The 22,909-nt window shown below is 57.6% G+C and carries 20 protein-coding genes and 3 pseudogenes; 11 read left to right on the forward strand and 12 right to left on the reverse strand.

Annotation, left to right across the window (positions count from 1 at the left end):
• Positions 1 to 56 precede the first annotated feature (56 nt).
• From AUR64_RS18980 to AUR64_RS20690, 5 genes and pseudogenes are all read left to right on the forward strand, one after another.
• A complete protein-coding gene (locus AUR64_RS18980; RefSeq protein ID WP_058583547.1) occupies positions 57 to 1,292 on the forward strand; it encodes an RNA-guided endonuclease InsQ/TnpB family protein in 1,236 nt (411 codons plus the stop codon).
• Positions 1,293 to 1,359: 67 nt separating this feature from the next.
• Positions 1,360 to 1,713 (forward strand): annotated as a pseudogene (locus AUR64_RS18985) (aldo/keto reductase); the annotation flags it as partial.
• 544 nt (positions 1,714 to 2,257) lie between these two features.
• Positions 2,258 to 2,992, forward strand: a complete 735-nt coding sequence (locus AUR64_RS18990; protein WP_058583548.1) for an MBL fold metallo-hydrolase — start codon at positions 2,258 to 2,260, stop codon at positions 2,990 to 2,992.
• A gap of 66 nt (positions 2,993 to 3,058) precedes the next feature.
• Positions 3,059 to 3,838, forward strand: a complete 780-nt coding sequence (locus tag AUR64_RS18995) for a creatininase family protein (protein WP_058583549.1) — start codon at positions 3,059 to 3,061, stop codon at positions 3,836 to 3,838.
• A 1,507-nt stretch (positions 3,839 to 5,345) separates the two neighbouring features.
• Positions 5,346 to 5,906, forward strand: a complete 561-nt coding sequence (locus AUR64_RS20690; protein WP_155120672.1) for a hypothetical protein — start codon at positions 5,346 to 5,348, stop codon at positions 5,904 to 5,906.
• Between the two features lie 654 nt (positions 5,907 to 6,560).
• Here AUR64_RS20690 and AUR64_RS19010 read toward each other — a convergent pair.
• Both AUR64_RS19010 and AUR64_RS19015 read right to left on the reverse strand, forming a co-directional pair.
• Positions 6,561 to 7,091 carry a phosphatase PAP2 family protein gene (locus AUR64_RS19010; RefSeq protein ID WP_058583552.1) on the reverse strand — a complete coding sequence of 177 codons (531 nt, stop codon included), beginning with the start codon at positions 7,089 to 7,091 and terminating at the stop codon, positions 6,561 to 6,563.
• A 96-nt stretch (positions 7,092 to 7,187) separates the two neighbouring features.
• Entirely contained in the window at positions 7,188 to 7,649 is a 462-nt protein-coding gene (locus AUR64_RS19015) for a hypothetical protein (protein ID WP_058583553.1), read from the reverse strand.
• 33 nt (positions 7,650 to 7,682) lie between these two features.
• On the opposite strand from AUR64_RS19015, the pseudogene AUR64_RS20695 reads away from it, so the two are divergent.
• Positions 7,683 to 7,808 (forward strand): annotated as a pseudogene (locus AUR64_RS20695) (serpin family protein); the annotation flags it as partial.
• Positions 7,809 to 7,843: 35 nt separating this feature from the next.
• Here AUR64_RS20695 and AUR64_RS19020 read toward each other — a convergent pair.
• The 4 genes from AUR64_RS19020 to AUR64_RS19035 form a co-directional block, all read right to left on the reverse strand.
• Positions 7,844 to 8,779, reverse strand: coding sequence for an alpha/beta hydrolase (locus AUR64_RS19020; protein WP_058583554.1), 936 nt, complete (start codon positions 8,777 to 8,779; stop codon positions 7,844 to 7,846).
• Positions 8,780 to 8,907: 128 nt separating this feature from the next.
• Positions 8,908 to 9,321 (reverse strand): DoxX family protein, encoded by a 414-nt coding sequence (locus AUR64_RS19025; RefSeq protein ID WP_058583555.1) that lies wholly within the window; start codon positions 9,319 to 9,321, stop codon positions 8,908 to 8,910.
• Between the two features lie 114 nt (positions 9,322 to 9,435).
• Positions 9,436 to 10,821 (reverse strand): TIGR00341 family protein, encoded by a 1,386-nt coding sequence (locus AUR64_RS19030; protein WP_082230868.1) that lies wholly within the window; start codon positions 10,819 to 10,821, stop codon positions 9,436 to 9,438.
• Between the two features lie 128 nt (positions 10,822 to 10,949).
• The gene (locus AUR64_RS19035) at positions 10,950 to 11,414 is read right to left on the reverse strand and encodes a nucleoside deaminase (RefSeq protein ID WP_276203548.1); all 465 of its coding nucleotides are present in this window, start codon (positions 11,412 to 11,414) and stop codon (positions 10,950 to 10,952) included.
• 603 nt (positions 11,415 to 12,017) lie between these two features.
• On the opposite strand from AUR64_RS19035, the gene AUR64_RS19040 reads away from it, so the two are divergent.
• The gene (locus AUR64_RS19040) at positions 12,018 to 13,274 is read left to right on the forward strand and encodes an orc1/cdc6 family replication initiation protein (protein ID WP_058583557.1); all 1,257 of its coding nucleotides are present in this window, start codon (positions 12,018 to 12,020) and stop codon (positions 13,272 to 13,274) included.
• A 387-nt stretch (positions 13,275 to 13,661) separates the two neighbouring features.
• Here AUR64_RS19040 and AUR64_RS19045 read toward each other — a convergent pair whose 3' ends face one another.
• The 6 genes and pseudogenes from AUR64_RS19045 to AUR64_RS19065 all read right to left on the reverse strand — a co-directional run bounded on the left by AUR64_RS19045 (position 13,662) and on the right by AUR64_RS19065 (position 19,587).
• Positions 13,662 to 15,062, reverse strand: a complete 1,401-nt coding sequence (locus AUR64_RS19045) for an acyl-CoA thioester hydrolase/BAAT C-terminal domain-containing protein (RefSeq protein WP_058583558.1) — start codon at positions 15,060 to 15,062, stop codon at positions 13,662 to 13,664.
• An 89-nt stretch (positions 15,063 to 15,151) separates the two neighbouring features.
• Positions 15,152 to 15,559 (reverse strand): hypothetical protein, encoded by a 408-nt coding sequence (locus AUR64_RS19050; protein WP_058583559.1) that lies wholly within the window; start codon positions 15,557 to 15,559, stop codon positions 15,152 to 15,154.
• Complete coding sequence (locus AUR64_RS19055) at positions 15,556 to 16,431, reverse strand: ParA family protein (RefSeq protein WP_058583560.1); 876 nt, start codon at positions 16,429 to 16,431, stop codon at positions 15,556 to 15,558. Before AUR64_RS19055 ends, AUR64_RS19050 begins: the two co-directional genes overlap by 4 nt.
• A gap of 575 nt (positions 16,432 to 17,006) precedes the next feature.
• Positions 17,007 to 18,305, reverse strand: coding sequence for a tyrosine-type recombinase/integrase (locus tag AUR64_RS19060; protein WP_058583561.1), 1,299 nt, complete (start codon positions 18,303 to 18,305; stop codon positions 17,007 to 17,009).
• Positions 18,306 to 18,669: 364 nt separating this feature from the next.
• A pseudogene (locus AUR64_RS20210) lies at positions 18,670 to 19,110 on the reverse strand (arsenate reductase/protein-tyrosine-phosphatase family protein).
• Positions 19,111 to 19,188: 78 nt separating this feature from the next.
• Complete coding sequence (locus AUR64_RS19065; protein ID WP_058583562.1) at positions 19,189 to 19,587, reverse strand: ArsR/SmtB family transcription factor; 399 nt, start codon at positions 19,585 to 19,587, stop codon at positions 19,189 to 19,191.
• Between the two features lie 424 nt (positions 19,588 to 20,011).
• On the opposite strand from AUR64_RS19065, the gene arsD reads away from it, so the two are divergent.
• Genes arsD through hcsS form a run of 4 tightly spaced genes read left to right on the forward strand, consistent with a single transcriptional unit; the run spans position 20,012 to position 22,829 of the window.
• Positions 20,012 to 20,338, forward strand: coding sequence for an arsenite efflux transporter metallochaperone ArsD (gene arsD, locus AUR64_RS19070; protein ID WP_058583563.1), 327 nt, complete (start codon positions 20,012 to 20,014; stop codon positions 20,336 to 20,338).
• A gap of 3 nt (positions 20,339 to 20,341) precedes the next feature.
• Positions 20,342 to 22,279, forward strand: a complete 1,938-nt coding sequence (arsA, locus tag AUR64_RS19075; RefSeq protein ID WP_058583564.1) for an arsenical pump-driving ATPase — start codon at positions 20,342 to 20,344, stop codon at positions 22,277 to 22,279.
• Positions 22,276 to 22,650: a halo-CC-star protein HcsL gene (hcsL, locus tag AUR64_RS19080; protein WP_058583565.1), complete on the forward strand. Its 375-nt coding sequence runs from the start codon at positions 22,276 to 22,278 to the stop codon at positions 22,648 to 22,650. Before arsA ends, hcsL begins: the two co-directional genes overlap by 4 nt.
• Complete coding sequence (gene hcsS / locus AUR64_RS19085; RefSeq protein ID WP_058583566.1) at positions 22,641 to 22,829, forward strand: halo-CC-star protein HcsS; 189 nt, start codon at positions 22,641 to 22,643, stop codon at positions 22,827 to 22,829. The genes hcsL and hcsS overlap by 10 nt, the downstream gene beginning before the upstream one ends.
• Positions 22,830 to 22,909: the final 80 nt, after the last annotated feature.

Consider the following 22,909-nt stretch of genomic DNA (forward strand, 5'->3'; position numbering starts at 1 on the left):
GTTTGGCACACGAGAAGCACACTGTGTTTCTCGGAACGTCACGAGGAGGACAAACAGTGACCGAACTCACCGAGACGCTGGAACTGAAGCTTGTGGAACCGAACGCCCACAAGCATCGGAAACTCTGTGAAACGAAACAGGCGTACCAAGACGCGCTCGAAGCCGCGTTCAACGCCAACTGTACCTCACAGTCGGCGGCCAACGACGTGGTGGTCAACTACGACTTGAGTGGGTACGCGAAGAACGCGCTCAAGAAGTACGTCCCGCAACTGTGTGGCGGAAGCTACGACGCGAAAGAGCTTCACGACGACCATCCCGTTCGATTCACGAACGAAGGCCCGAAGCTCGACCACAAGCCCCAGAACGCCATCGAGTGGTACGTCAAAATCCCGCACCACGACGACTACCACCTCTGGTTGCCCGCACAATCGAATCCCGAACATCGGGAGTGGTTGGAAGCGTTGCACGTGGGCGACGCGAAGATGGGCGAGTGTCGGCTGTTCAACCGTGACGGCGAGTGGTACTTCCACATCGTCGCTACGCGAGACGTGGAGGAACGAGAAACCAGTTCGGCGGAAACGCCGATTGGGGTAGACATCGGGGAAGCCTCTTTGTTAACGGTGTGTCACCGTGACGAGCGCGGCTCCCCGACTGCTCCCAACCTCTGGAATGACGAAGGCAAAACGGTTCGACAACTCCGTGAGACGTATTTCACGGCGACTCGACGCCTTCAGAAACGCGGAAGCGAACGTATTACAGAGTCCTACGGTGACGAGTTGTGGCGACACATCGACCACATCCTCCACACGGTCACGTCGGAGGTCGTCGCCTACGCCGACCAATTCGAGAACCCCGTACTGGTTCTGGAAGACTTGACGCACATCCGTGAGAACATGGACTACGGCGCGTTCATGAACCGCCGCCTCCACGGATGGGGATTCGCCAAGATGCACGCCCAGATTCGCTACAAGGCGGCTGAGAAGGGGATTCGTGTGGAGACGGTGAATCCTGCGTACACCTCGAAGACGTGCCACTGTTGTGGAGAACAGGGCTACCGTCCGAAACAGGCGACGTTCAAGTGTTCCAACTCGGCGTGTTGGGTTTCGGAGTACCAAGCAGACGTTAATGCCGCGCTCAATATTGCAGACCGCTACCTCAGCGGAGAGAGCCATTCAAGAGAATACACGAGTGGCGATGACTCGGCTGAGGAAGGGGGACGTTTGACCGTCCCACAAGACAGCCAAGCCGATGCTGACACCCAGCAAGAGACGCTTGGAACGTATGCGTCTTGAAACCTGAAGGCCGCGCTCGGCCTGAAATCCCATGGTGGGATTCCCGCGACTTTAGGCGCGGGAGGAGGTCAAGCCGTGGAGTCCGCTGGCGGCGGGTTTTCTCACACGTTCCTATGATGAGTTTGACGCGACGACGCGCGGTGAACACGAGTCTTCGCTCGGGCGTGGCTACACGAAGGGTGGCGGTCCCGAAATAAACCAGCGTGTGCAAGAACTCGCCGAGGAAAAGGACGTGAAGATGGCACAAATCGCGTTGGCGTGGCAGTTCCACAAGGAGTGGGTGACGACGCCCGTCGTCGGAACGTCGAGTATCGAACATCTCGAAGACGCTGTGGAAGCGCTCGACATCTCCCTGTTGGAGTCCGATATCGAGTATCTCGAAGAGCCGTACGAACCGGTTCCGGTGTCGGGACACGAGTGAACCTGGGCTTGCTCATCCAGATCACTGGCTTTGGTGGATACTCACTCACTGATAGTTGTTTTAAGCCGTGTTCAGTCCAGGACGCAAGTCCGTCACTCATCCGTAGATTGAGTGGTATGACGATTGTACAACCACCATGGAATATCGAGTACCATCGCGAAGACAACTGCCGCACCAAACCCCACCAGAAACTCATCAGTAACTCGGAATGCAAGAAAGACCGCAGTGCCACTCATAACGACTCTTATGATCCGACTTAGATTCCAATCAAGGAGGGCAGACTGAAGCGTGGACATTACTTACCCAGTCAGAAGTCGCAAACATATGCGTTCTGGAAGTCTGGGTTCGAGATGATGAACTCATCCTCTGTATTCAGCACGCAATCCCTGCCAAGCCCTAGGCATTTCAGTAGAGCTAAAAACAGTCCCCTTCACGCGTTCGCGGCTTGGTACCCGAATTGACATCGATTCGACGGGTTCGCTGCTGTACCGTGAGAACACTTCGAGGAAAGTCACAACTAGCTGCTTGCCGAAGGTTCTCTCGAATGTCGAGTAGTTCTGACCTCAGTGTTCGTCTCGTCCGGAATGCGACCGTCCTCGTGACCGTTAGCGACACGACGTTCCTCGTCGACCCCCTGTTTGCAGCACCCGGCGAGATGCCGCCGATACAGAATACGCCGAACGACCGTGCGAATCCGCTTGTCCCATTGCCAGACATCGAACTGGCCTACGACGCCGTGGTCGTCACGCACCGTCACCCAGACCACTTCGACGAGGCTGCAACAGAGGAACTCGACGCCGACGTCCCGCTGTTCTGTCAGCCTATCGAAGCGGACGCCTTCGTAGACGACGGGTTCACCGACGTGCGACCGGTCGACGACGAGATATCGTTCGGGGGGGTTACGCTCCACCGAACGCCTGGTCGCCACGGACATGGGGAGCTCGCAGAAGAGATGGGGCCCGTCTCTGGCTTCGTCTTCGAGGGCGAGAAAACGCTGTACCTCGCTGGTGATACGGTCTGGTACGATGCGGTCGAACGAACGCTTGAGAGGTTTGAGCCGGATATGGTCATACTCAACGGCGGCGAAGCACAGTTCAACTACGGCGAACCGATTACGATGGGAGTCGAGGACATCGTCGCCGTCCACGACGCCGCTGACGGCATTGTCGGTGTCGTTCACATGGAAGCAATCAATCACTGCCTTCTCACCCGTGACGAACTACGCTCGAAAACGGAGCACGTCCACGTTCCCGAAGACGGCGAGCAGATTTCGCTGTGAGCGGCCCTTGTGACGGCACAGGCGCGTAGTTGGTACTATATGACCCGTGGGGTACAACGAGTGGATATGACCGAAACGACGGGGTATCGCGTCGCGGAGATGACGTGGCAAGAACTCGAAGACGCACTGACCGAGACCACGACGTTGTTGCTTCCGGTGGGAAGCACCGAACAGCACGGCCACCATCTGCCACTGGGTGTGGACGTATACATGCCTGAAGCGATTGGTGAGCGCGTCGCTGCAACTACTCCGGCCTTGCTTGCACCGCCGCTTTGGTACGGCGTGAGTCCCCACCACACGTTCAAGCCGGGCACGTTCACCGTCTCGACGGAGACGTTCCAGCGATACGTCTTCGACATCTGTAAGTCGGCGACCGAGTGGGGCATCGAACACATCCTGCTTCTCAATGGTCACTACCTCGCACAGGACCCAGAACTCGAAATCGTCGTTCGACGACTGCGGAACGAACTCGGTATCGAAGCGTTTCACGTGTCTCTGGTCGAACTGTTCGCCGATGTCGCCGCAGAAATCCGCACTGGAGACGTGTCGTTTCACGCCTCCGAGTTCGAGACGAGCATTATGCTCGAACTGTTCCCGGATTTTGTGGATATGGACCGCGCGAAAGACGTTGCACCGCCCGATGAGTCGTTGCCGCTGACCGACTACGACGCACTCGGCGAAAACAAGGTTGGGTGGGCACTGAGTGCAGACGACATGGAGGAGTTGACCTCGACAGGCAATATCGGTGACCCAACCGTTGCGACACAACAGAAGGGCGCACGATTGGTCGAGGCGGCTGTCTCCGACATTCGCTTGCTCGTCGACGCACTCGAAGAGTCGAAGTAACTGGTACTGGTCGAACTGACTCTGACTTTTGCGGAGAGTATCCTGGCACATCCCGATATCGATGTCGTTGATTAACACCAGCGACGGACGACCGACAGCGAAGAACTGTATCGAAATCCAGAACACATTTTGTCGGCGTGTATTTCTATCAACCAATGCCCTCCACGCGTCGAAACGCACTCTCAGTGATAGCTAGCGGGCTAACTGTCTGCATAGCAGGCTGCGCTGGGAGTAGTTCTTCGTCGAACAACTCACGGGAGTACGGAAATTTAGTGACCGAGTACGAGACAGCACGGCACGTTGTCGACGGCAGACAGCAACTCGTCCGCACGTCGAAAGAAAGCGTTCAAAACGACGAACGCCTCCTCATCGTAACGGATGACGACCGGTCGGCACTCTCGTTTCCCACCGAGGATAACACGCCAGTCACCTCGTTCGTGGCTACTACCGACCTCACCAATTCTTCACTGGCACTGTTCCAAGCACATCACAGCAGTTGCCAACGTTTCGACGCATACCAGATCCTCAGACGACCTGCTGCACTCCGTGTCCACCTCTGCACAGAACCGCGACCAGCAGACGAAGAGTGCCAACAGGAAACGGACCGCTCGACACTGCTTGCATTCAAGTTTCCATTCGATGGCTCGACGCTTTCAGAACTAGAGACGGTCGTTTCATCCGAGTGCCGCAGTCGGTTCGGACCCGCTCCCAACGGAGGGACTAACTGATGACCGGGCACTCTCGACGAACAGTACTCGCTGGCGCTACTGGGCTGCTTGCCACATTGAGTGGCTGTTCAGTTACGAGTGAGTTTGATGGGAGCTACGACGACGACGCGCTTCGTCGGCTCACAGAGACAGCCCCCCTCAGACAACCGTACAGACATCCGTTTGTGATTCCGGATTCGATGATACGGCATCATCGTGAGCGAGCAGTGATGTTGCTCGAAAGGGTACCCTCTTCGACTACCATCCCAAACGAACTGATTGGGAGTCGTATCGAAACCGAACGCGAGCGTCTCAAAACAGATTTTGAGGAAGTCACAGCCGACTTGTCGGAGGGTGATGAGCAATCGGCGAATAGTGAGGTCGAAACGTCGCGCGAACGTGCACGAACTCGGTTGCGGGTTGCACACCGTCACCGCAAGGAGGCCGCAACGCTGTGGGGGTCGTATCGAGCGGCCACTGACGACATTACCCGAGAGGAGGTTGTGCGTCGCCGTGATTCTCAGCGAGACCGTCTGGCGACGTTTCGGACCGGGTGGGAGTATCGTGCTCCGACCCCGATTCGTGCGATTCTCGTTCACAGTGATTTCGAGTCGTTGATTCGCGATATCCAACACTCGCTTGAACCGTGGCCGCCGTTCCCAGAAGACCCGCAAGCAGCCACAGACGAGGTTGGGTACATTCTAGGGAAGATAGAGCAAGCGGCGATTTCGCTCGGTGACTTGGAACGGTACCAGCGTCAAGTCGGGAATCAAAACGTCCGTAGCTATCGACCAGCACTCATGGCCGCAGCGACGTGGCTTCGTCGACGTGCTCGCGACGAAGCATACAGTGTCGAACAGCCACTCGAACAGGGAGTCGCTGGGTTCGACGACGAAATCGGTGATTCAGTGACACGCCATGAGTTCAGGTTTGCTCGCAAAGTTGCCCAGCAGTACTCCAACAGCGAGTTGCTCGACAGAATCAAAGAGGAAAACTACGCGGAAGCGGTATTGTTCGCTACAACGCGGCGTACGGCTGTCTCTGCGTTCGCAGCTATCGTCGACGAAGTTGAATCGAAGCCACCGGAGACGACTGTCTCTGCAGAACATATCGAGAAATCGCGTCAGAACGCACGACAAAGGGTGCAGGACGCACTGAATCATCGCTCGAAGCCGTTGATGGCGCACGTGCTCTCTCCTGTGTTCGATGTTCTCCGTGAAGCACACAACGAACTCCAGGGTGGGTCCTCAGGTAACCCGCCCCGTGCGTATGCTGGGTATCGATATGCAGGTCACTTTGCGGAAACTGCAGCAGACGCCGCAGATGAACTCGCGTATTTGTTAGAAAACGCTGCCAACTGACGTGGTGGTGACTAGAGATCCGACGGTCAGAGTACACAACCAGAGAATTTTTGGGAAATAGTTCCGCACGAATGACTATGTTTGATGGACTTGACCTTCCGGATGACTGGACGCCTGTTAACGCGCCAGAGAATCGAACGTCGATGTGGTCTTGTTCACGGGTGCATGCCAGCCATGTCGGTCGGATACACGTCAACCACGTTCTCGACGAGAAATACCGAGTGACAGTGACCGAAGAATCCACTCGTTCGGTGTACTCAGAACCCGATATCGTGTTTTATCGAAACACCACGGAGTCAAACCTCTCTGAGACCGTTGCTCGGAGTGCAGAACAGTGGACCAGTTATGCTCGGCATCGATGGGGAGACTTCGAGACTTCGACGTCTGATACGCAGTCGGAGAAACCAACCTCTCCTCGCGCCTGAAGACGCAGAAGCCTCGCCACGTACCACGCGATTATCTGTCCAAGGATGACCGGGATAGCGGGCAGAGACACGAGACGGAGTCTGAAGCCGACGAGAACACAGAGGTTTTCGCCTCAAACTTTCGCAATCCAGATATCGAGTCCGTTACCAACACGAGGCCTCCGCTCTCAACCGTGTTTTCCAGACTCACATCACACGAGTTGGAGTGCTGAGCACTTTCAACTGCCGTTTACTGGGCAAACTCTTCGAGCACACGACCAGCCAATAAAAACGCGAGTGCCCCGATTACGACCCCAGCAATCGTATCAGTCGTGTAGTGGGTTCCCAGATACACGCGTGAGAACACGATAGCCGCGGCGAGGACGGTGACGATGGCCGTCGGCAGTACTTCCGACCGGCGGGCCGTCAGGGCGAACACCGTCGCCGACGCCGCGTGGCCGGACGGGAACGACGTTGCCACTGCCTCACCTGTCGTCATACAGATCGGTTGTGGCGGAAACGACCGCTGGACGGTGAACATCAGTCCTGCGACGACGACACCGCAAATCGCAAGTGCCACACTCGTCTGTCGAAACTCTTGCGACCAGCCCGCGACGTAGAACAGTCCCAATAAGACGAGGGCCGCGGTCGCGGAGCCGAGCCCGGTCACCGAGGTGAGAATTTTCGTTGCGAGCGGCGTTCGAACAGCCACGATGTCGTAGGCGATCCGGGTATCCAGCGTCAGTAGAGTCTCCAACAGCGCTGAGAGTTGCTCCTGCATACACTACTTCGTGAGCAGGACGCACCACTCATAGAGGTTCGCCCGAGGGCGACCTTCACTGAGGGAACGACGAACTTCCGGTATCCGTCGTTCGTTTCAGTGGTCCGCCCACGTCGCGTGGAGGTGTTTGGCTGTTGTGACTCCCACCACGGTCCAGATAGCGACTTCGAGGAAGAACGAAGGGCTCCAGAGGTAGTACCAGAAGAACTCACCGGGCGGAATCGCCAGCGGGGTCGGTGGCACGACCAGTGGCCAGAACAGAAACAGCGCGTCGGTCGGCCGACCGTTGATGACGATATGGAGTGCGTCCATGAACAGGTGGAGCGCCCAGCCCACAGCAATCGCCACCCCGTGACGGCCGGTCAACGCGACTGCGAGCGCGAGTGGGAACAAGAGCGCCGTGTGCCCGACCGTGTGGAACATCTCCACGACCCCGGACGTCGCCAGTGGCTTGTCGATGAGGTCCGGGAGTGCTGCCCCGAGAACCACGGCAAAGACCGGCAACCGTCGAACTCTTGCGAGCACCGCTGCAGCGAGGAGGTGTGTCGCAAAGAGCATGTTATCGGATTCTTACCGCCTGAAGTAGTTGAACCCCCGGAGTGGGGCGAACTACGATTCGACCGACCGTTCCTGTTCTGCATCCGGGACCGGCCGACGGACACTGTCCTGTTTCTCGGCCGGGTCGTCGACGCCGACGCCATGCAGAAAAACCAGTAGTCGTCAGCAGGGAATCCTGCGGCAGACACACCGTCTCACTGCTCACCGAGCGCATCCGCGAGGTCGTGGGCGACGTCCTCGATGGCCTCGTGGGTTCGGTCGACGTCACGCATCGTCATGAACCCGTGAACCATCGACTCGTAGTTCTCGTAGCGCGTGGAAACACCGTCGCCGACGAGTTGCTCGGCATAGGCTTTCCCGCCGTCTCGGAGTGGGTCGAACCCGGCGGTGACGACTGTCGCTGGGGCGACACCGGAGACGTCGGCGGCGTTCGTCGGGTCGGCATACGCGTTTCGTCTGTGGATATCGGTGACGTAGTAACAGTCGCCGAACCACTCCATGTCGGCCTCACTGAGGACGATTCCGGTGTTCTCTCGAACGGATTGCTGGTCGTTGTCGATACCGACAGCAGGGTAGATGAGCAGTTGGTGAGCGAGTTCCGGACCGTCGCGTTCGGCGGCCATCAGCGCTGCGACGGCAGCGAGGTTTCCACCAGCGGAGTCGCCGGCGACGGCGAGTTCGTCCACTCCGCCGAGCGCATCTGGGTTTTCGGCAGCCCACTCGACGGCGGCGTAGGCATCCTCGACTGCCGCGGGAAACGGGTGTTCGGGGGCGAGTCGGTAGCCAACCGAGAGGACTGCACAGCCACTCTCGCGGGTGAGATGTCGGCAGAGCCAGTCCAGCGTCTCGATACTGCCGAGAACGAATCCGCCGCCGTGAAAGAACACGACCGTCGGAACCGGTTCGTCGGTGTCGGGAAGGTAGAGGCGAGCGTCAAGTTCGCCTGCCGGACCGGGAATCGTTCGGTCGACGGTCGCACCGACGCTCGGTGGGTTTCGGTTCTGCAGCCACATCGCCGGACGGGTGACGAGACGGAGCAGTTTCAGTCCACGACGGCTGTGCGGGAGTGGAAATCGGCCCCGCTGTTCGAGCGCTGCCTTCGCTTGCGGGTCGATTTCGTCGGCTTGCATGAGTGATTGTACGGTCGACAGACACTAAGCTGCTCGTGCTCGACGACGTGAGAACGAGGCGAGTAGACGAATCGTCGTTTCGAGAATGAGATACATTCGACGGCGAGACACTGGGTTCGACGTGGAGTTCAGTCGTCTTGGGTGTACCACCACGCCCACAGGACGAGTACGCCTTGCAGCGGGAGGCGGGCCCAAAGCGCGGCTTGGCCGAGGCGCTCGGCGTCGTCGGGAACTGCATCGGGCAGGAGGCCGCTCGTCGCCATGTAGACGTTTGCCGGGAAGACGGCGAGCAGCAGGCCAATCAGACCCCACGCCGAGAGACGTCGTGTCCGCCGAAACAGAACGCCGATTCCGAGAACGATTTCGACAACGCCGGAGAGATACACCAAGAACACCGGACGCGGTAGCTGCGGTGGGACGATTCGTGCGAACATCTTCGGCGAGACGAAATGCATCACGCCTGCGAACACGTACGCGAGACTCATCACGTAGAGAAGCGGTCGTTTGAGACGGGACGAAGACGAATCCGTGCTGCTGCTCATGGTCTCTGTAGGTGTCGGTCTGTGAAAACGGTACGCAAACGTGCAGGCGACGGTAAGCACGACTGGTGTCTCCCGAGAGCGTCAGACGGGGAAGCCACCCGTCTTCGGGGAGCGTCAGATAGCGAATCCACCTACGCTGGGTGGCCGGTGTTGCCGGGGTGCGGCAGGGAGACGTCGATAGTCGTGGGGAGGTTGTACAGAGTCAAGTCGGGACCGGTCGAGAGCAGGTGCTTCCGTTCCCGAACGTTCGACGTCCTCTCGAACGATTACGACCGGTACGTCGAGTGCAGTTCGAGCCTGAATCCGCTCTCGCAACTGATCTGCGGCCCCGTCGTCCGCCACCGCTTGGACGACCACGAGACGCGGCGTCCGCGAGAACAGTTCCGTCTCGTACTCGACGGTCGTTGAAAGAACTTGGAGTTCGCTTTCCGCAGCGGCTTGTTCGACTGACGATTCGAACTGCGCGTTCTCCTGAACGTCAATCGTCGTAACGACGAGAAACGACGAGAGTACGGCGATGCCGACGACGAGGACGCCGATACGTTGGAGCGTGATTCGGCGGGCGGTCTCCTGTTCGAACCAGTGGTCCGGTCGGTAACCGCGCACCCACAACACGCCGAGACTAGCGAAGTTGATGGAGAGTACGTTGACGAGTACCAGAATCCCAGCGCTGATTACTAACACAGAGTCCGCATAGGCGACGCCGAGTCCGACGGCCGCCGCCGGCGGGATGAGCGCTGCTGCAATCATGACTCCGACGAGTGGCGCACTCGCACCCGCCGAAAGCGAAAGCGCGCCTGCCGCCCCGGACCCAAGTGCGACAACCAGCGAGAGCGCACCGGGGTTCACGCGAGCGGCGACCTCGCTCAACGACCGAATATCGGTGTTCGGCATCACGGTGTACTTCGCCGCGAACGCGAATAGGGTGGCGCTGAAGACCGCAAGGCCGAGACCGAGCAACTGCGCTTTGACACCGGTTCGAAAGAGGTCGTCGTCGTTGACTATACTCCCGACGCTCGCCCCGACAGCGGGGCCCAAAAGCGGTGCAATCACCATCGACCCGACGACGACGGCGGCGCTGTCGGCCAACAGACCCGCACCCGCGACGACGGCGCTGATGACGGTGAAAATGACGTAGTTGGGCGTCACGGCTGCCATCTCGGCTGCTTGGGCGCGGAGTTCGTCACGGGAGATTCGGTCGGTCTGTATCAGTCGCTCGTTTTGCTTGTTTGGCTCGTCTTCTTTCTCGTCGGTGAGTTCGTCGGAGAGAACGGCTTCGACGTCGCTGATGACCGCAAACCCGTTTCGCTCGACACCGACCGACCGAAAGGCGTCGAGGAGGTCCTCGACGGCGTCGGTTTCGACGGGGACCGAAATAACGAGGTCGTACTCGCGTTGTGACACCTCCTGTGTCATCGTGAACGCGAGTTCCCGAGCGTCGAGAATACCGACGACTGCTTCTCGGCTGTCGGTCGGTATCGTCAGTTGCACTAAACGCATTCATAGACTCAGTGGACAGCGCGGTATATATCTCCAGTCGGAAGATGACCGAGAGGCAGGCAGGCGGGGTGACCGGAGTCAACGGAGTAACCGTCGAACAGTCACTGTGGATGTCGGCAGAGCGGAGGTCACCAGTCGAACGCTCGATGTATCTCTCGACCTTCGTCGTTCAACACCGGACCGACAACCTCGCTCGTGCTGTCGAGAATCTCGGCGGAACGCACGGAAGGTTCGGTTCCGACGAACTCCGCAATCTCGTCACCGCCGACGCTGTAGACGACACGGTCGAATCCTGCCGACCGCATCCCCCCGGCGCACATTGGGCACGGTTCCGTGCTCGTGTACATCACCATCTCGGCGCGTTCATCGGCGTCGTAGTCACGGCACGCACGGTAGGCGAGGTGAAGTTCGGGATGACGACGGATGTCGTTCTCCGTGACGACGTGATTGGAATCGGTCTCGACAACCTCGTCGTCGTGGACGAGCACGCTTCCGAACGGTCGGTCTCCGCGGTCGCTGGCCTCGCGGGCGAGGTCGAACGCCTCTCGCATGTGCGATTCGTGGTCGAATTCGTCGAAGTTCGGAGATGACACGTTAGTAGGTACGTGAACCCTCGACTAAGCATTTCGCCGAAGTGATTTGCCACGAAGCGTGTGAGTAGCCTCCACGGTTCCTGCGAACTCGTCCAAACGAGGTGGGAGTGAAACGAGAGACGTGAAGAGTGAGAGACAAAAGACGTGAAGACCAAAACCGAAGGCCACACACCACTGTTTCCGGAGCTACCGGAGAGACTCGAGTCGAGGACACCCTCACTCCACCATTTCCGGAGCTTTTCGTGAGAAAGGGAGGGTGTCGCTCGAAGAAGCCGACTCGATTGCCGGTTCTCGGTTAGACGGGAGATAGTGTCGTGTCAAAAGTGTCGACAGACAAATAATTATATATCTTCTATGTTTTGAGTCTACGGCAGTACGGATTTGGTTTTACTCTTACTAACTTAAATCCTTCCCTACTAGAAGTCTTCGTCTCGACCCCCCGGGTACCTGTTGAGACGATAGCTTCGGAAACAGTGGAGTGAGAGGGTGATATAAAGAAATCGTGCTCCGGAAACGGTGGTGCCTCTCGAGTATTAGTATTCTCGGGCTCCGGACGCTCCGGAAACGGTGGTTTTATCGTGTTACTCTATGTGTCATTTTCTCATGGGGATGTTCGAGCGAGACCGACTCGTGTTTGCCGACGCCGAACCGTTGGACGATTCGTACGAGCCGGAAGATATCCGCGAGCGAGACAAGGAACTCGCAAAGTACCAGCGAGCACTGCAGCCGATAATCGACAACCGGCCGACATCGAACATCTTTCTGTACGGGAAGACGGGAACGGGAAAGACAGTTGCGACGAAGTTCATGCTCTCACATCTCGAACACGACGCCGAGAAGTACGACGATATCGACCTTTCGACGGTGTGGGTCGGCTGCGAGAACCTCTCTTCGTCGTATCAGGTCGCAGTCTCGCTCGTGAACGAACTCCGTTTGGAGAAAGGAAAAGACCGCATCAGTACAACAGGCTACTCCCAGCAACGCGTCTTCGACATCCTCTACGACGAACTTGACTCCTTCGGCGACACCGTCGTCATCGTCCTCGACGAGATCGACAACATCGGTGATTCCGACGATATCCTCTACGGTCTCCCCCGTGCTCGCTCGAACGGCTACGTCGAGGACGTCCAACCGGTCATCGTCGGCATCAGCAACGACTTCCAATTCAGGGAAGGGCTCTCTCCGAAAGTCAAAGACACGCTGGCCGAAAAGGAGATACTGTTCCCGCCGTACGACGCGAACCAACTCCGCTCGATTCTCCAACCGCGCGCGACGAAAGCGTTCCACGATGGTGTGCTCGAAAGCGACGTCGTCCCGCTGTGTGCGGCGCTCTCCGCACAGGACACCGGCTCTGCTCGGCAGGCGATACGTCTCCTTCGGGAGGCCGGTGAACTCGCCCAAGCGGAGGATATCGCTACGGTGACTGCCGACCACGTCCGTGGTGCACAGGACGAACTCGAGAAAAATCAGCTGTACGAGGGGATGCAGGAACTCACCACCCAGGGGCACGTCGTCCTCTGTGCGCTCGCCCACCACGAAGCACGCGACGAGGTCCCGGTTCGCTCTCGTGACCTCTACGAGCAGTACGTCAGTATCTGCAACCAACTCGACGCCGACAGCGTAAGCGGCCGACGCGTCCGTGACCATCTTTCGGACCTGAACATGCTTGGCCTCATCAACGTCTACGAGCGCAACGAGGGGCTCTCGGCCGGACGATATCACGAGTACGAACTCAACGTTCCACTCGACGCCGTACTGAACGTGTTACTCTCCATCTCTCGGTTCGAAGAGATTGCCGAATCCATCGAAGCGAACGCCAACCAGAACAACGTCCTCCAGTCGGATATCTCCGACTACTGACCGCCCGTTTCGACGTCCCCGTCCATCCGTTTTGCCGGTCTCGAAGCTTCGGAAACAGTGGTGTGTTAGACACTACTGGAGGTTATCACTTCGCTTCTCTTTCAACCTACGGAGGAGCGGATTAGCTTCGGAAACGGTGGAGTCCGAAGTCTCGTCGAGCCAGCTCCCCCGAGATACGAGTTCGGCCCGATAGCTTCGGAAACGATGGGGTGTCTCCCCCGTAGGTCGCTGGAACGAAAATTTTAATATCTCGGTGAAATCTTTCACAGTCAACGAGATATTTTCCATCGAACAGACCGCTTCTTCCGTAGCAAACCTAATCAGCCGATACAACAGAAAGAAGCGCTATAGCGGCAGATAACTCCGGAACAGGTGGAGGGGGTTAGCTCACTCGAGTCCGTCTTGAAGGTACGAGAGTACGGTCGGCCACGAGTTCGCTTCTGCCCGGGCGATTCCCGACGCTGTTCCGCCTAGCGCCCGGTCGCCCAACACTATCCGATGCTGCGTCGGTGCGTAAGGGAACCTCACTGAGTGACCTGCGTTCTCGTAAACGAGCATCTTGTAGTCATACGGATGGTCGTGTGAGTCAAGCCGCTCAACGACTTCCCGTCCGGACTGCGCTGCGGGAAGAACAGCGTCGTCGCCGCCTGCGACGTACAGCACTGGACCTGAAATACGTTCGACCGAAATCTTGGTCCTCTCCCGTGTCTTCTCGTCGGCTGCTGCCAGCGCGGTTTCGTGGGCCGGCGTCGTGTGTAGCGCCTGTTGACCGTCTGTCGTCCGTTGTTGTCCCGCATCGAACTCGACTTCGATGTACGGCACTGGTTCTCCGTCGACAGACCACGGCGAGGTTCCGAAGCTGTCGAACCCCATGACGTAGCTGGGTCCGTTGTAACAGACGACTGCCCCGACATCGTCGCGACGTGCGCCCAGAAGAAGCGACAACTGGCCGCCGAGCGACCACCCTATCGTCCCGATAGCGTCGCTGGAGACCGCACGTAACCCGGTAAACCACTCGATTGCGCTATCGAAGTACTCTAACGGAACCCGCCGAGGTTTCGTCGGAATCGGACCGTACGGACCGGTGTAGCGGAGCACGAACGCCGCGAATCCATGCGAAGCGAGTTGCTTTCCCTCCCGGTCCATCCACGTCCCATCCCCGCCTCCGTGTAGGACCAGTACTCCCGGGTGAGGGCCGTCGGACTCTGGAAGGTAACACCGTCCGACGATGTCTGTCGGCGGCTCTACTTGTTCGATTCCGGGTGAGTCGGCGCGACGACGGATTCGCGTCGACGCGACCTGGTCACCGTCAACGAACGCAGTCACGACGGTCTCTACGATTCCGCTCTCGGACGGTTCGTCGAGCTCCGGGGCTCGATTGGCCTCTGAGATGTGTTCACGCGGCCGCATCGACCAGATAAGTCCCATCGGCCGAACGCCGTCGTACGTCCCCCCGACTGGAGCCATCTCGGTCACGTCGACGGCTCCGTTCTCGTCGGCCTCGAACGTCGCATATGACTCGAACTGGCCACGCGACGAAAACCGAAACAGAGGTGCGTCACTGCTGGGGCGATAGGCTGCTCGAAGCGAGACTTCTGTACCTGCATCGAGACCCGAAATCCGGAGGTTCAGTTGCTCGTCTAAGAGACACTCCTCCGGTGCGCCGATTGCTGGTTCCGCGCCCGTTCCGATCGACGAACAGCCTGCAGAGGCGAGAAGAGAACCGGACCCAACCGCCAGAAGTAGCTCACGGCGGCGAGTAGACGAGAAGATGTCATCGAAACTCACACTCTGTGTTTGCTTCCGCAACTCAAAGTAGTTCGGGTGCGTCGAACAGGCTACCTAACGTCCGTTCTACTGGAGTTCGCCTCCTGATGCTAATCGTCGAACGTCATCCCGTAGCCCCACTCTTCGAGATGCGTTTCTGCTTCGTCGAGATGTTCGAGTCCGACTCGCATCAGCGCCTCACGTAGGTCGGTTAGAGAGACGTCATCGTTGAACCGTTCTTCCATCTCACGGAGCGCATCACGTTCTGCGTTTTTCGTCTCCGGTTGGAGGAAGAGAGGAACACGGTTTCGCCCGTCTTGGACGCCGTCACGGCGAAATTTATACGGAATCTGTATCGTCTGCTGTTGTGTCTGTTGACTCTGTTTTGTCTCCGCTGTCTCCTCTTCGACTTCGGCCGACTCAGTCGATATAGCACCCGATGATTTATCGGACGGTTCTTCGGATTCGACGTCCTCTGCGAAGGGGTCTTCGCCGGCGCCTTCTTTCATCCCCGTCATGGCAGCGCCACCCCGTGGGAGAGGTCACCCGGTTCAGGTGGGTTCGGCGCTTCGATGCCCACTGTTCCCTCCAGATTCCGTGCTAGTCGGTCGAATTGGGCGAGCGTCTCCAGTTCGTACTTCCGATGCCGGTCGCGGTGTTCGCGGACGTAGGTGAACGCCGAACACTGTTGCATCCAACAGCCTTCCATCAACGACGCCCGTTCACCGATAATCTCCGGTATCGCGTAGTCGATTTCGTCGAGTACGGTGCGCTGGTCGCGGGTATCTTTGAACGCGACCGGTACGGCGGCGAGTACACCGACGTCGATGTCGAGCTGTTCTTCGAAACCAGCGACGAGCGCTTCTAGTCCTTCGACCGCTGCCCGACCCTTCGCGCTCGGTTCGACCGGGATGACGAGCGACCGGGTGGCGTGAATCGCATTGTAGAGATGCGGGCCCTCCGTCGCCGGAGGGTCGCAGATGAGGACGTCGTACTCGTCGGGAACGTTCGCCTCACGGAGTACGCGGAGCAGCTGTGCGTGGACACCGAACGCTTCGCCCATCGCCTCGGATTGGTCCTTCTCTCGCTGGAGGTACTCCGAGAGGTCCGAGAGCATGTTGTGCTCGGGAACGATGTCGACACCTTCGACGGTCTGAATCAGATCATCGAACTCACCTTTCGGGCGGCGAATCATGTGTCGAACGAGATTGTCGACCGACTCGGTTCGCTGGTTGTCGACACCGAACAGTCGAGAGAGGTCGCCGTCTTGAGGGTCGAGTGGAACGACTAATGGTTTGAGTCCCGCGCGTGCGTGCGCGACTGCCAGGTTCGCAGCGGTGGTAGTCTTGCCCACCCCGCCAGCCTCGCTGTACGTCGAGTACGCTAACATGTACTCGTCATGAGCGTCACCCCTCTTGAAAGTACGTCAGACACACTAATGAGTGAATGTCATTGCTGATTGTAGTGAACACATTCGCTGAACACAACTTATGAACAATAACATTGAACATGTCATAAACGGACCGTCTTTACACTGTCTACGAGGACAACGCCGCGAATATTTTATGATAACACTTCACCGTATATCGGCTTACTATGAGCTCAAAGCCCTGATAAGAGTCTTCTAGAAAGTGAACAAACTCACTGAATACAGATGCTGAATATATTCTGTGAACAAACTTGATGAACAAGCTGACTGAGGTGTTAGTCGTCACCCCTTGAGAACACTTCTCGGCTGTAGGTGTTGTATGTGGTGGATGTCGTTCATGAATACATATAATGAACACAACTACTGAACCTAATTGCTGAATACATCCTTTGAACGTAGCTAACGAACCCACCACATGAACGCCGATACTGTACACACTCATTGAATGAATCGAATGAATCCTGTCGATGAATGATGCGAGTGGCCCTGTTGGATGTGCTCAACTCAGTGCACGGATATTCTTCGTCGAACCTGTGTCACACGCCGGTAGTCTCGAACGCCTCAGCCAACTGTTCGCGCATGTACTCGCGTCGAAGGTGGCGTGCCCGGGCCTCAGAGAGATAGTTTTGGAGAACGACTTCGGCGCTCGAACTCCCCTGTTCGGCAGCGATTTCGTCGAGACTTCCGAGCACCACGTCCAGTGACGCGGAGTACGCGTCGTACCAGAACCGTCGCCCCATCTTCGGCGCAGGTGACACGCCGTCGATTTCGTCGGGCAACGCTGCGCGTTCGGCCAGGTCCGTGAACCGATTCCAGACCGTCCAGCGAGAGACGTGTCTGCGAGAAGCGTGCGGAGAGGGAAACAGATAGCCGTTCCAGTTTTCATCGTCGACCCCATCCGCGAGACGACGGTCGAGTTCTTCGTGGCCGTACAACATCGATACCTCCCCGGGACCGTTCTTTCGCTCTCGAAAGTCGATGTACGGGACGTCCTCGTCGGGAACGTCGAAGACAAACTGCTCGACGTGCAACCGAGCGACTTCGTTCGGCCGGAGTCCCCACGCACAGAGTGCGAGCACGAGCAAACGTTCTTCGTGGTCGTCGGCAGCGCGGTAGAGTGCGTTCACGTGTTCGCTCGACAGACACGGCGTATCCGCACGGTCTCCCTCCTCCGAACGAGACCAGTCGAACTCGTCGTTGAGTCCGTCGGCCGGGTTCACTTTCGCCCATTTTCGGCGGATGAGGTGCGCGTACCAGTTCGAGACGGCGAGGTGAATCCGACGCTTCGTCTGCGAGCTGTCGAGTTCGGCGTGGAGTCGGTCGAACGCCGCCCAACAAGCGTCTACTGCCTTGTACGCGGGAGTCTCACTCTCGCGGGCGATGGGAGTCACCAAGTCATCCGTCTCGTTTTCGGCGCTGTACGCCTCGACATACCGGTTCAATCGGTACCGAAGCGTCTCGATGGACGACTCTGCGAGTCCTTTCCGTTTTCGGCGCGATGAGAGAAACGACTCGACAGCCTCGAGTGTTCGTTCGTCGTTCGTCGCCCATTCGTATCCAGTAGTCGCCGTTTCGAGACCCAAATCCTCGGTCCAGAACTGCGCGAACGTCTTGTCGTGATGTTCGCGGAGCGTGTACAACAACGGCCTGAGGTCGTGGTCTCGAAGCCACTGATGGGTAGGTCTCTCACCCCGGGGGTTTACGCCCTCCATCTCCAACAACGGGGCGACGACTCCCCAGTAGGCGTCGACGAGTTCATCGAGGTCTAGAAGCGTCCACGAGACGTCGTCGACTGCTTTCGGCTCGTGTTTCGGCGCGCTGAGTGCTTCATCCACGGCTGTGTACCTCTTTTGGACGCTGGCCGGTCGGATTTCGAGGTAGCAACCTCGCTGCGGTGACGTCACGTTCTGAGACGGGCATTTTCGGCTAATACGAGTATTCAGACAGTTAGCGTATATATTTTGGGTACCAACAGACCGTGAGAGTCTGTGTGAACACCAATTCAATCGCCATTGACCTCTATTTTGGTCATAAACTGCAAGATGATATACAAAAATAGGGGGCGTGTGACCATCACAACTTTGGAGGATAAGTTTTGGTGTGTGTCTCAATTCCTCTCTCAAAGAAGTGGTCTAAAAGGCGGTGTTGTACCGACAAAAACCCTCTATCATCCGGTTACCGTTCCATCGGATTCTAGATTTACTGTAAACCGGTCGTGTCGAGTTCGTCGAACAAGTCTGTGACTCGCTGTTCGATATTATCCCGGATCGTACGGACCTGAGCGAGACCTTAACCGTCTGAATCCTCCAGTGTCCAATCACAAACGTCGACGTCCTCAGCATCAACTTCGAGTGTCGAACAGCCCACCGTAGCGACGACATCACACGATTCGAGCTCATCGGTCGAGACTTCCCGTGAGGCTCAATCCGAGCGATCGATATCATGATCCCGCATGACCGCCACGACTCCGTCGTGGACGCTGTCGGCGGGGCGAGTACCACCGATAATGATCTCAATACTGTCTTCGAGGCCACGACGGTCACGCTCGCCTTCGGCGGAGGCTGTCGACGTCTGACTGCGACCTGCGTTCTGTACACAGACGAATCCTGAGGTAACCGATGAATCGTCTCGCCTGGACAATCGGTTCGTTGCTACGACTTGAGAACTTGTGTGTGAAATATATGCGTCTCAATAGCCCGAAGCGGGGACTACGAGTACTTATGGGACGATGGATCGAGAGCCGTCGAGCGCGACCAGTATTGCAGTGGCTCGGTTCGTTGCTTTGTATTTGCGCCACTTCCCGTCTTTTCGTCGTGTGAGGAGTCCGACCTCAGTGAGCTGGGAGAGTGCGTGGCTAATCGCACTGTCACTCACATCAAGTAGTGGAGCGAACTCACAGACACACAGTTCTTCATCGGCAGTATGGAGGATTCGGACGATCTTGTAGCGTGTCTCGTTGGATAGCGCGGACAGCAAGTCGACATCCGCTTCGAGATCAGGGCCGCCGACGGCTGCATCCAACTCTTCGAGTTCTTCGAGGCGTTCCTGAAGCGCATCGCTCGTACAACTCCCCCGTTCGTCGCTCAGATACCGTTGGAGTCGGTCGCTCGCTGACATACAGCCAATTGATCAATGGATAAATTAACTCTTTTGCAGTCATCGCTGACCCTACAGCAAAACGATTTAGTATTTACTAATCTGATTTGGCCCTAATTGTCTACAATCTACAGTGAGAGAAGCCATAGTCGACGCAGCCATCGAGGTGAGACCGGCGACATCGAGTAGTAGAGTACATGAATATCTGCGACTGGATGGGCCAAATCGCCTGTAAAATGCTCTAGTACCACTTATCAGGATAGAACCAAGCAACTTGACTGCACCCCGACGGAACTAATCCGGTCGATATTCGATTTAGAGAATATCGAAACGTTTAGTAGGCAGTTCATGTTTTGCTCAAATGAGTACGGAACAAGACGACTCTCAATCACGGTCGACGGTTCCGACCAGCTGAGACTCGTTTGACAACCGATCCAACAAACCCATGACTCGAATCCAACTCTACGAAGAAGCTATGTGTTGTTCCACAGGTGTCTGTGGACCGAACCCCGACGACGAACTCGTCGAACTGAGTGCCGCACTCGACCAACTCGAAGACGAATTCGAGGGCGCCGAGATTTCGCGTGCAAATATGCAACACAACATCGACGAGTTCCTCAACACCGAGGAGATCTACGATCTCGTCGAAGCAAACGGCCCCGAAATCCTCCCGATCACGACCGTCGACGGAGATATCGTCGCCAAAGAGGAGTATCTCTCCTACGACGAGCTGGCAGCCGAACTGCGCGGCAACCAACCTCAGGAGGCCTAATTAATGGCAACAACGCAAACGACAACTGATGCCCGAGAGATCGTCGAACCGAGCAGCGAAGACACTGAGTTCGTCTTTTTCAGCGGGAAAGGCGGCGTCGGAAAGAGTACCGTCAGCTGTGCGACCGCGACGTGGCTCGCCGACAACGATTACAACACCCTGCTGGTGACGACCGACCCCGCACCGAACCTCTCGGACATCTTCGGCGAGGAGATCGGCCACGAAGTCACCGCGATCGACGACATCGACAACCTCTCGGCCATCGAAATCGACCCCGACGAGGCCGCCGAGGAGTACCGCCAGGAGACCATCGAACCGATGCGCGAGTTGCTCGATGACGAGCAGATTCAGGCCGTCGAAGAACAGCTCAACAGCCCGTGTGTCGAGGAGATCGCGGCCTTCGACAACTTCGTCGACTTCATGGACAGTCCCGAATACGATGTGGTCGTCTTCGATACCGCACCCACGGGCCACACCATCCGGCTGATGGAACTCCCCTCCGACTGGAACGCCGAACTCGAAAAGGGTGGCTCTACCTGTATCGGCCCTGCCGCCTCGATGGAAGAGCGCAAGAAGGACTACGAACGCGCCATCGACACGCTCCAGGACAGCGAGAAAACCTCGTTTGCCTTCGTCGGCAAGCCAGAGGACTCCTCGGTCGATGAGATCCAGCGAAGTGCATCGGACCTCGGCGAACTCGGCGTCAAGTCACAGCTGTTGATCATCAACGGCTACCTACCCGAATCGGTCTGTGAGGACCCCTTCTTCGAGGGGAAACGCGAGGACGAACAGGCGGTCATCGAGCGCGCTAAATCCGAACTTGATGCCGACGCGATGGCAACCTATCCGCTCCAACCCGGCGAGATCGCCGGTCTCGACCTCTTGGCAGATGTCGGTGGCGTCCTCTACGACGGTGACGACGCGACCGTCGACGTCGGCTCGGCAACCAACGTTGAAGAAGAAGAGTCGGTCGACTTCGACTCGCTGGCCGATCCTGATGCCATCGCTGAGAAACTCCAGTCGGTCGACGGCGAAACGCGTTATCTTTTCTTCACCGGGAAGGGCGGCGTCGGCAAGAGCACTATCGCCGCGACGTCAGCAACCAAACTCGCCGAAGCGGGGTACGAGACGCTTGTCGTGACGACCGACCCCGCGGCCCATCTCGAAGACATCTTCGGCGAGCCCGTCGGCCACGAACCGACCTCGGTGAGCCAGGTCAATCTCGATGCAGCCCGCATCGACCAGGAGAAGGCCCTCGAAGAGTACCGTCAGCAGGTCCTCGATCACGTCACTGAGATGTACGAGAACAAGGAAGACTCCGAGATTGATGTCGACGCGGCCATCGCCAGCGTTGAGGAAGAATTGGAGTCGCCGTGTGCCGAGGAGATGGCAGCCCTCGAAAAGTTCGTAGCCTACTTCGAGGAGGACGGCTACGATATCGTCGTCTTTGATACTGCGCCGACCGGTCACACCCTGCGACTGCTCGAACTCCCATCCGATTGGAAGGGGTTCATGGATCTCGGCTCGCTGACGAAGGGTGCGGCTCCCGCGAAGGGCGACCAGTACGATAACGTCATCGAGATAATGCAGAATCCCGACAAAAGCTCGTTCGCCTTCGTCATGTACCCCGAATACACGCCGATGATGGAAGCTCACCGGGCGGCCGAGGACCTGAAAGATCAGGTCGGCATCGAGACCGCCTTCGTCGTCGCCAACTATCTCCTACCCGAGGAGTACGGTGACAACGCCTTCTTCGCCAACCGTCGGGCCCAACAACAGCAGTATCTCGGCGAGATCAAGGACCGCTTCGAGACGCCGATGATGCTCGCGCCGCTCCGACAGGACGAGCCAATCGGTCTCAACGAACTCAGCGCGTTCGGCGACGAGGTGACCGGACTGGGTGCACTCGACGAGCAGGTCACAGAGGTGCCACAACAATGAACGACTCCGAATCCGTCCAGAACGCAGAGGACGCCGTCGAAGAGAAACTTCAAACCTTCATCGATGCCGTTGCGGACAGCGAGACTTATCAACAGTTCATTGAGGCCAACACGCAGCTCGAAAGCGACCCCGAAGCGATGGAGCTGCTCGATGAGTACCGACAGAAGCAGCGACAGATGCAACAGAACTTCGATCAAGAACTCATGGCTGAGCTCCAAGAGATCCAGACAGAACTCTCGGAAAACGAGACGATTAAGCAGCACAGGGAAGCCCAGTCGGCACTAGTCGAGTTGCTCCAGAAGACCAACGACGTAATCAGCGAGCCGATCGGTATGGAGTTCGCTCAGTCGACGGGAGGTGGGTGCTGTTGAACACCGATGACCAAGAGGTATTGGCGGCCGCCGAGGAACTCGGCGAGGAGCTTCGAAACGCCCAACAGAAATCAAGCCAGCTCGAATTTAACTCATTGCTGCTGCGCTGCAACGATGCGATCACCGAGGAGATCGGCGTCGACTATGGCGATGCTTGCGATACTGACGATTGCTGTTAGTCGACAATTTCTACCCTGATTTCGACGCAACCCTCAATCTACAACATTAGCACAAGGCGATTGAGATGCCGGACTTGCTG

The sequence above is a fragment of the Haloprofundus marisrubri genome, assembly GCF_001469955.1.
GTDB lineage: Archaea > Halobacteriota > Halobacteria > Halobacteriales > Haloferacaceae > Haloprofundus > Haloprofundus marisrubri.